General features: G+C 72.7%; 7 protein-coding genes and 1 rRNA gene. 7 read left to right on the forward strand and 1 reads right to left on the reverse strand.

Annotated features, from left to right (window positions below; translation table 11 throughout):
- Window positions 1-87, forward strand: a 5S ribosomal RNA gene (gene rrf, locus ACWERV_RS36015); the annotation flags it as partial.
- A gap of 171 nt (window positions 88-258) precedes the next feature.
- Here the strand turns inward: rrf and ACWERV_RS36020 are convergent.
- Window positions 259-1,716, reverse strand: coding sequence for a hypothetical protein (locus tag ACWERV_RS36020; protein WP_452941046.1), 1,458 nt, complete (start codon window positions 1,714-1,716; stop codon window positions 259-261).
- Between the two features lie 111 nt (window positions 1,717-1,827).
- Here ACWERV_RS36020 and mtnA point away from each other — a divergent pair, with 111 nt between their 5' ends.
- The 6 genes from mtnA (at window position 1,828) to hpf (ending at window position 9,297) form a co-directional block, all read left to right on the forward strand.
- Window positions 1,828-2,892 (forward strand): S-methyl-5-thioribose-1-phosphate isomerase, encoded by a 1,065-nt coding sequence (mtnA, locus tag ACWERV_RS36025; protein ID WP_398180909.1) that lies wholly within the window; start codon window positions 1,828-1,830, stop codon window positions 2,890-2,892.
- Window positions 2,893-3,039: 147 nt separating this feature from the next.
- On the forward strand, window positions 3,040-3,729 hold the full coding sequence (mtrA, locus tag ACWERV_RS36030) for an MtrAB system response regulator MtrA (protein WP_106966605.1): 690 nt from the start codon (window positions 3,040-3,042) through the stop codon (window positions 3,727-3,729).
- A gap of 1 nt (window position 3,730) precedes the next feature.
- Entirely contained in the window at window positions 3,731-5,662 is a 1,932-nt protein-coding gene (gene mtrB, locus ACWERV_RS36035) for an MtrAB system histidine kinase MtrB (protein WP_452941048.1), read from the forward strand.
- Window positions 5,662-7,494 (forward strand): LpqB family beta-propeller domain-containing protein, encoded by a 1,833-nt coding sequence (locus tag ACWERV_RS36040; protein ID WP_452941050.1) that lies wholly within the window; start codon window positions 5,662-5,664, stop codon window positions 7,492-7,494. The genes mtrB and ACWERV_RS36040 overlap by 1 nt, the downstream gene beginning before the upstream one ends.
- A gap of 131 nt (window positions 7,495-7,625) precedes the next feature.
- Window positions 7,626-8,303, forward strand: a complete 678-nt coding sequence (locus ACWERV_RS36045; protein ID WP_452941051.1) for a ComF family protein — start codon at window positions 7,626-7,628, stop codon at window positions 8,301-8,303.
- A 307-nt stretch (window positions 8,304-8,610) separates the two neighbouring features.
- Complete coding sequence (hpf, locus tag ACWERV_RS36050) at window positions 8,611-9,297, forward strand: ribosome hibernation-promoting factor, HPF/YfiA family (protein WP_398180923.1); 687 nt, start codon at window positions 8,611-8,613, stop codon at window positions 9,295-9,297.
- Window positions 9,298-9,468: the final 171 nt, after the last annotated feature.

Below are 9,468 nucleotides of genomic sequence, written 5' to 3' on the forward strand. Positions count from 1 at the left end.
GGTTACATTCCGAACCCGGAAGCTAAGCCTTTCAGCGCCGATGGTACTGCAGGGGGGACCCTGTGGGAGAGTAGGACACCGCCGAACAAATATTGCAGGAGCCCCGCTCCCGGATCTGATTCCGGGGGCGGGGCTTTTTGCGTTGCCCGGACAGCGTCGGCCAGGCGGTACGGCCAGGCGTACGGAACAGGACGCACAAAAGGGGCCGTCCTCCCGCAGGAGGACGGCCCCTTCACTTCAACAGCCCCCTTCTATACCTCAGCCGCGGATGTCCGACGCCGTGGCGGGAGCCGCGTAGCCGGGGATGTTCGCCGCACGGGCGAGGTCGATGTCCAGGGCTTCGCGGCGGATGCGCTGGTCGACGTACAGCAGGGAGACGGCGCTCGCGCTGATCGGCAGGGTCAGGGTGGCGGCGATGATGCTGCCGACCGCCGTGATGATGACGGTCGGCCAGTCGCCTGGGCCGTCCGTGGAGAACAGGCCGCCGTTTCCGTTGCCCACGGCGTCGGCGATGGCGGTGAACGGGAGCTCGATGATCAGAGACGCGATCCCCGTGATGAACACGGCGAGCAGTTGCACGCCGAGGACCCGCCACCAGGAGCCGCTGACGAGTTTCGCCGAGCGCTTGATCGCGGCCCTGATGCCCTGCTTCTCCAGGACGAGAGCGGGGGCGGCGAGGCTCCAGATGTTCCACTGCCACAGGCAGACGACGGTGGCCGCCACGAGGCCGAGGGAGGCGAGTGCCGCGCCGCCGTTCCCCGATCCGGCCAGGGCGACCAGGGTGCCGGGGAGGAGGACCACCGCGATGATCGCGATGAGTGCGAGCGGCAGCAGCACCGCGAGTTGGAGGAGCTGCGACAGCCGGGGGCGAATGTCCTGCCGGGCCTCGCGCAGGGACACCGGGCGGCCCAGCACGGCGCGGCTGACGACGACGGTGAGCAGGCCCGAGGTGATGAGGACCCCGATGATGCTGGTGAGCATGACCAGACAGGTCCCGCCGAGGCTGCCGCCGAGCGCGTGCATGATGTCGCTCGCCGTGGGGTCGGACGTGTCCTTGAGGTCGTCGAGGCTGCTGTCGTCGACGAGGTACTTGCTGACCACCGCGTTGACGCTCTCGGTCAGGACGGCGACGCCGAAGACCAGGACCGTCGCCGTGCGCCAGTGCGCGCGGAAGGTGGCGAAGGCGCCGTTGACGATCTCGCCGGTGTCGAGCGGGCGCAGCGGGACGACCCCGGGCTGCGGTGCCGCCGGAACGGGGGTGCCCCAGCCGTTCGGCGGGGCACCGTAGGAGGGCGCGTTCGGGCCCCAGCGGGGGCCGCCGTGGTCGGGGCCGGGCGGGGGCGGGGGATTCCACTGCCCGCCCCAGCCGCCCGAACCGGGGCCCGCCTGCGGGGGCACCGGTGCCACGGGGGGTGCGGGGGCTTCGGAGGGGGCAGAGGCCTGCCATGGGCCGGCCGGGGGCTGCTGCCGCGACCAGTTGGCCGCCGGGGGTGTGTCCGCCCCGGAGCCGGCGGTCTCCGGCGCGCTCGGCGCGTTCGCGGCCTCCGGCGTACCGGGGGCCGCGTCGGATGCGCCGGATGCGCTGTCGGCCGGGTCGGGGACCGTGTCGCCGGTGTCCGGCTGCGCCGCGGGCGGCGCGTCGTCGGGGCTGTCGCCGGTGCTCGGTTCCGGGGATCCGGACGATCCGGGCGAGGTCCAGCCCGGAGTGTTGGTCATCGGAGGCTGCCCTTTCGTACGTGCTGTGTGTGCTGCTGGTACGCGTGTCCGTACGTGCGCCATCGTGTCACGGGCTGCCGCCCGACGGACCTGGCAGGGCAGACTGGACGGATGGATGATCACCTGGTGGATTCCGCTTCCGGACCGGTCCCCGCGCTGCGGTGGGAGGAGCCGCCGGAGGGCCCGGTCGTGGTGCTGCTGGACCAGACGCGGCTGCCCCGGGAGGAGGTCGAGCTGGCGTGTACGGACGTGCCGGCGCTGGTGGCGGCGATACGGTGCCTGGCCGTGCGCGGGGCGCCGCTGCTGGGCCTTGCCGGGGCGTACGGGGTCGCGCTCGCCGCGGCCCGCGGCTTCGACGTGGAGGAGGCGGCCGACCAGTTGGCGCACGCGCGGCCGACGGCGGTGAACCTGGGCTACGGCGTGCGGCGGGCGCTGGCGGCCTACCGTGCGGCCGGACCGGAGCGGGCGGCGGCCGCGGCGCTGGCCGAGGCGCGCGCGCTGCACGCGGAGGACGCGGCGGCGAGCACGGAGATGGCGGCGCGCGGGCTGGGCCTGCTGGAGGAGCTGTCGCCCGGTGGGAGCTACCGGATCCTGACCCACTGCAACACCGGGGCGCTGGTGTCGGGCGGGCAGGGAACGGCGCTGGGCGTGGTCCTGGCGGCGCACCGCGCGGGTCGGCTGCGGCGGCTGTGGGTGGACGAGACGCGTCCGCTGCTTCAGGGCGCGCGGCTGACGGCGTACGAGGCGGCGCGGGCCGGGATGCCGTACACGCTGCTCGCGGACAACGCCGCCGGGTCGCTCTTCGCGGCGGGTGAGGTGGACGCGGTGCTGATCGGGGCGGACCGGATCGCGGCGGACGGTTCGACGGCGAACAAGGTGGGGAGTTATCCGCTGGCGGTGCTCGCCCGGTACCACCGGGTGCCGTTCATCGTGGTGGCGCCGTCGACGACGGTCGATCCGGCGACGGCGGACGGCGCGTCGATCGAGGTGGAGCAGCGCCCCGGGAGCGAGGTGACCGACCTCGCGGCGTCGCCGCTGGGCGCGCAGGCCTATAATCCGGCTTTCGACGTCACCCCGCCGGAGCTGATCACCGCGATCGTCACCGAGAACGGTGTGGCGTCACCCGTGACCGCCGCGAGTCTCGTGTCGGTGGGTGCACAGCAGACCGCTCGGTGACGTTCCGTGGACCGTTGGACGCGGGGTGTTCCGTCCGTTATCCACAGGCTGCACATGGGGGGCAGCGCAAGACCGCACAAGCAGGGACAATGGTCGCATAGCGTGACCTTGATCACCAAAGGTCACCAGTATCGATATGCAAATGGGATGATGGTCGGTATGAAGGGACGTGTCCTGGTCGTCGATGACGACACCGCGCTGTCGGAGATGCTCGGCATCGTGCTGCGTGGAGAAGGTTTCGAGCCGTCGTTCTGTGCTGACGGTGACAAGGCGCTTGCCGCTTTCCGGGAGGCCAAGCCGGATCTGGTGCTGCTCGACCTGATGCTGCCGGGGCGGGACGGAATCGACGTCTGCCGGCAGATCAGGGCGGAGTCGGGTGTCCCGATCGTGATGCTGACGGCGAAGAGCGACACCGTCGACGTGGTCGTCGGGCTGGAGTCCGGCGCGGATGACTACGTCATCAAGCCGTTCAAGCCGAAGGAACTGGTGGCGCGCGTCCGCGCGCGCCTGCGCAGGGCCGAGGAGCCCACGCCCGAGCAGCTGACCATCGGCGATCTGGTGATCGACGTGGCCGGCCACTCGGTCAAGCGCGACGGGCAGCCGATCGCGCTGACCCCGCTGGAGTTCGACCTGCTGGTAGCGCTCGCGCGCAAGCCGTGGCAGGTCTTCACCCGTGAGGTGCTGCTGGAGCAGGTGTGGGGGTATCGCCACGCGGCGGACACCCGCCTGGTCAACGTGCATGTGCAGCGGCTGCGCTCCAAGGTCGAGCAGGACCCGGAGCGCCCGGAGATCGTCGTGACCGTCCGAGGGGTCGGCTACAAGGCGGGACCGGGCTGACATGCGCAAACCGTACGAGCGTGAGCTGCTGGAGGGCCGGCTCGCGGACCCGATGCGTGGTCTGCTGCCGGTCATCCGCTCGTGCGTGCGCTGGGCCCGGCGGCCGATGCAGCCGGCGTCCCGGCTGTGGCGGCGCAATCTCCAGCTGCGGGTCGTCGCCTTCACGCTGCTGATGTCCGTCGGTGTCGTGCTGCTGCTCGGCTTCGTCGTGATCGGCCAGGTGCGCAACGGCCTGCTCGACGCCAAGGAGAAGGCCTCGGTCAAGCAGGCCATGAGCGGCTTCTCCCTCGCGCAGAACATGGCGACGCAGGCAGGTCAGGAGCCCGACAGCACGGGCTCCGGCGTGACGGCCAGGCAGAGCGATTCGGGCACCTGGGCGACCGATCTGACCTCGCAGTTCTCCAGCGGCGGCAAGGGCGTGTACTGGATCGTCGTGCTCAGCCCCGGCGGTGAGTCCGGCATCCAGTCCGCCGGCGGCACACCGCGCGGGGCGCGCACGTCGGACAACGCCCTGCCGGCGAGCGTCTCCAAGGAGCTCAGGGCCGCCGTCGACCGCACCTCGGGGGCCGTGAAGCAGTACACCAAGGTCTACACCGACGACGGCAATCCGCCGCGGTCGGCGCTCGCGGTCGGCAAGCGCATCAAGGATCCGAGCGGCGACGAGGTCCAGCTCTACTACCTCTTCGCCTTCGACCAGGAACAGAAGACGCTCGGCCTGGTCAAGGGCACGCTGGCGACGGCCGGGATCTTCGTCGTGGTGCTGCTCGGCGCGATCGCCTGGCTGGTGACCCGGCAGGTGGTCACCCCGGTGCGGATGGCCGCCGGGATCGCCGAGCGGCTCGCCGCCGGGCGGCTCCAGGAGCGGATGCAGGTCTCGGGCGAGGACGACATCGCGAGACTTGGCGAGTCCTTCAACAAGATGGCGCAGAACCTCCAGGTCAAGATCCAGCAGATGGAGGATCTGTCGCGGATGCAGCGCCGGTTCGTCTCCGACGTCTCGCACGAGCTGCGGACCCCGCTGACGACCGTGCGGATGGCCGCCGACGTCATCCATGACGCGCGCTCGGACTTCGACCCGGTGACGGCGCGCTCCGCGGAGCTGCTGCAGAACCAGCTGGACCGCTTCGAGTCGCTGCTGTCCGACCTGCTGGAGATCAGCCGGTTCGACGCGGGCGCCGCGGAGCTGTCCGCGGAGCCGATAGATCTGCGCGAGGTCGTACGGCAGGTGGTGGACGCCGCCGAGCCGCTGGCCGAGCGCAAGGGCAGCACGGTGCTGATACGCGGCGACGCCCAGCCGGTGGTGGCCGAGGCCGATCCGCGCCGGGTCGAGCGGGTGCTGCGCAACCTGGTGGTCAACGCGATCGAGCACGGTGAGGGCCGTGACGTCGTCGTACGGCTCGCGACGGCCGACGGCGCGGTCGCGGTCGCGGTGCGCGACTACGGCGTCGGGCTCAAGCCGGGCGAGGCGACCCGGGTGTTCAACCGCTTCTGGCGGGCCGACCCGGCGAGGGCGCGGACCACGGGCGGTACGGGCCTGGGCCTGTCGATCGCGGTGGAGGACGCGCGTCTGCACGGTGGCTGGCTGCACGCCTGGGGCGAGCCGGGCGGCGGTTCGCAGTTCCGTATGACGCTGCCGCGCACCGCGGGGGACAACCTGCGCAGCTCGCCGATACCGCTGGAGCCGGACGACTCGCGCCGCAACCGCGGCCTGACGTCCTCGGCGGCGGGCGCGGGCACGCCGAGCGTGCCGGAGCCGCGCGGCGCTGCCGGGCAGGGCCACCGCAGGGAGATGGGCCCGGCGCGGCCGCCGCTCATCCCGCCGATGCCGTCCACCGGGCCCGCGCGTCCGCCGACGGCCGACCCGGCGGCGCTGCCGGGCAACGGGGCACGGGTCGTCGGGCACCGGGAAGCCGTTCGGAAGGACGAGATCTGATGGCACTGCTGGGGGGCCGCGCGGGCCGGGTGGCCAAGGTGGTGCTGCCGCTGTCCGCGGCACTGCTGCTGGCGGGGTGCGCGTCGATGCCCAGCGGCGGCGAGGTCAGCAAGGTCGACGACAGCCAGCAGGCCGAGGGCGACACCCAGGTGCGGGTGTTCGGCGTCCCGCCCCAGCCGCACGAGTCGCCCTCGTCGATCGTCAACGGCTTCCTGGAGGCCACCACCAGCGGTGAGACCGATTTTGCCACCGCCAAGCAGTATCTGTCGGCGGATCTGAAGAAGCACTGGAATCCGCTCGCCGGTATCACCGTGCTCTCCTCCGTGCCGCGGGCCCCGCAGTCCGACCCGGACACGAAGGCGACGCAGGAGACGGTCGTCCTGACGAGCAGGGAGACCGCGACGGTGGACGCGGGGAACGCCTACCGGCTCTCCACGGCCTCCTTCCACGAGGACGTCCAGCTGGTCAAGGAGGACGGCGAGTGGCGGATCAGCGTCCTGGACAACGGGCTGCTTCTCTCCGCCGCCGACTTCCAGCGCATATACCACTCGGTGAACATGTTCTACTTCGCCGTCCGGGGATCGGGTGACGGTCCGGGAGGCAGGCAGACGCTGATCGCCGATCCGGTGTACCTGCGCAGGCAGCAGCCCGACACGCTCGCCGCCACCGTCACCGCGCTGCTCGGCGGACCGAGCAAATGGCTCGCGCCTGTGGTCACCACGGCTGTTCCGGCCGGTGCGCGGCTGCACGGCGGCGACACCGCGAGCGTGTCGCTGGACGACTCGCAGCGGCTCCAGGTACGCCTGGACAAGGCGGACAAAGTGCGCGGGGAGACGTGTCGGCGGCTCGCCGCCCAGCTCTTCGCCACCGTGCAGGGTCAGTCGTCGGTGTCGCTCTCCTCGGTGCAGGTGCAGCGCACCGACGGGAGCGAGGCCTGCGCGGCGACCAGGGACGAGGCCCTGCAGTACGGGCCGGGCGCGCTGGTCGGCACGGCGAACGAGCAGTTCTACATCGGCACCGAGAAGCACAATCTGCTGATGACACCGTCGGGGAACACGACCGGTTTCCCGGTCCGCGGGCCGCTCGGCGCCGACAAGGCCGACCTGCGGTCGGTCGCGGTGCGCCGGGACGGGGACGCGGCGGCCGCGGTCAGGACCGACGGGCGCCAGCTGGTCGTCGCCCAGCTCGCCGACGGCGCCACCGTCCGGACGGCCCCGGTCACCAGCGCCGCCAAGGACCCGAAGAACGGGCTGAGCGCGCCGAGCTGGGACGGCTTCGACGACCTGTGGGTGGCCGACCGGAACCCGGCCGTCTCGCGGCTGTACGTCCTCCCGGACGGTACGGGGCAGCCCGTCACGGTCGACGTCCCGGAACTCGAGGGGCGCATCGAGTCGCTGCGGGTGGCCTCCGACGGGTTGCGGATCGCCCTGGTGGTGTCCGAGGGCGGGCGGGACCGGCTGATGCTCGGCCGGGTCGACCGCGGTGGGACGGTCGCGCAGCCGCGGTTCACCGTGCAGGACCTCCGTGACATCACGCCGGTCGACGAGAGCGTCCTGTCGGTGTCCTGGGCCGGTGGCAGCCGGCTGGTGGTGCTCGGCAGCGACCCGGCCGGGAGCGGGCAGCAGATCCAGTGGGTCAGCACCGACGGCTCGGTGTCGCCCGCGTCGGACACCATCGGCGAGGCCGACTCGGTGGCGGCGTCGGAGGCTCCCCCGGACCAGGCCACCGGGTCTCTGGTCGCCGCCTCCCACGGCAGCGTCTACTGGCAGTCCCAGGACCTGAACTGGAAGAAGGTCACCCCGGCCGGCTCCGGCCCGGTCTACCCGGGCTGACGGCTCCGGCCCGGTGGTCCGCCCGGGGGCCCAGGAGCCCGGGAGCCCGTGCGGCCGTCCCGGCCGGAGTTATCCACAGCCCTCGAACGGGTGACTGGCAGGCCACCCCCGCGGGGCCGCACAGTGGAGTCATGCGGGGCTGGTGGCAGGAGATCGCCGGGCTGGTGCTCCCGGTGGACTGCGCGGGCTGCGGCCTCCCGCGTACGCAGCTGTGCGAGCGCTGCCGGGGGCTGCTGGGCGGAGCGGCCTCGGTGCGGCGGGTGCGTCCGGTGCCCGAGGTGCCGGGCCTGCCGCCGGTGTGCGCGGCCGCGCGGTACGGCGACGAGGTGCGGGCCGTGCTGCTGGCGCACAAGGAGCGGGGTGCGCTGGGCCTGGCGCGTCCGCTGGGCGGGGCGCTGGCCGCGGCGGTGGCGGGGCTGGGCGTCGGCGGGGCGGTGCTGCTGGTGCCGGTGCCGTCCGCGCGGCAGGCGGTGGCGCGGCGCGGCCACGACGCGACCGCGCGGATGGCGCGGGCGGCCGCGGCGGTGCTGCGCGGGCAGGGCACGCCCGCGCGGGCGGCACCGGTGCTGCGGCACCGCAGGCTGGTCGCCGACCAGTCGGAGCTCGACGCGGCCGGGCGGCTGGCGAACCTGTCCGGTGCGGTCGAGGCGGCCGGGGGCGCGGCGGGGCTGCTGGCGGCCCTCCCGGTGGTGCTGGTGGACGACCTGGTGACGACCGGGACGTCACTCAGAGTGGCCGCTCGGGCGGTCTCAGTGGCGGGCGGCAGGGTCGCGGGGGCGGCGGTGGTGGCGGACGTTGACGTTTGCTGAATCCACTCCGATGCGCGTTTGTGCAGGTGACGGCCCTGGTAGTTCACCCGAACGGAGGAGGGCGGACGTTGCGGATGCCGACTTCTGCACTCCGGGACTATGTTCGGGGTAGAGGGAAGACAGCACCACGGGGTGATGATCTTCCTCGTGGGGCAGGAGGAGGTGAAAGCCGCAGCTCCGCGGTTCCCGGCCGACCGGGAGGCGGAGCGGCTGCCGACGCAGTGCCGGGCGGGACTGGTTCCCGGGCCGGCCTCAGCGAAAGGGACCGCCGCCGGTGAGACGGCGGGGTCCGGGAACGGAGTTCTGCGTGGACATCGTCGTCAAGGGCCGCAAGACCGAGGTGCCGGAGCGGTTCCGGAAGCACGTGACCGAGAAGCTGGACAAGATCCAGAAGCTCGACGGCAAGGTGATCAGCCTCGACGTCGAGGTGTCCAAGGAGCTCAACCCGCGGCAGGCGGAGCGTGCCGACCGCGTGGAGATCACGCTCAACTCGCGCGGGCCGGTGATCAGGGCGGAGGCCGCAGCAGCCGACCCGTACGCCGCGCTGGACGTCGCGGTGACCAAGCTGGAGGCGCGGCTGCGCAAGGCCGCGAGCAAGCGCCACACGCGCCGCGGAGCGGGCCGGACCCCCGCCGCGGACGTGGCCTCCGTGGTCTCCGACGCGGCATACCTCAACGGGGACGGGGAGCCGGTGCCCGGCCCGGACGAGGAGGAGGGCGTTCCGACCAGGCGGATGGCGTCGCTGGAGGTGCGTGGCGAAGGGCCGCTGGTGGTCCGGGAGAAGACGCACGCGGCCACCCCGATGGCGCTCGACCAGGCGCTGTACGAGATGGAGCTGGTCGGGCACGACTTCTATCTGTTCGTGGACGCCGACACCAAGCAGCCGAGCGTGGTCTACCGGCGGCACGGCTACGACTACGGCGTCATCCATCTCAACTCCGACGAGGCGATGTCGCAGGCCCCCGGCGGCGCGGGCGGTGCGCTGCGCCGCTGACGGCGGAGCACGGCGCCCGCCGCTGACGGGCAACCGTCCAGTATGGCGCGGCGGTGCCCCCGGGTTCGCCCTGGGGCGTGGCCGTGGCCCGGCTCGCCGGGGCGCGGGTCGTCCTTGGTGAGGGACGTCACGGGCGCCTCGCCGCCGGTGACGGTCGCGCGCAGCCGGTCC

Source organism: Streptomyces sp. NPDC004031 (assembly GCF_053604375.1).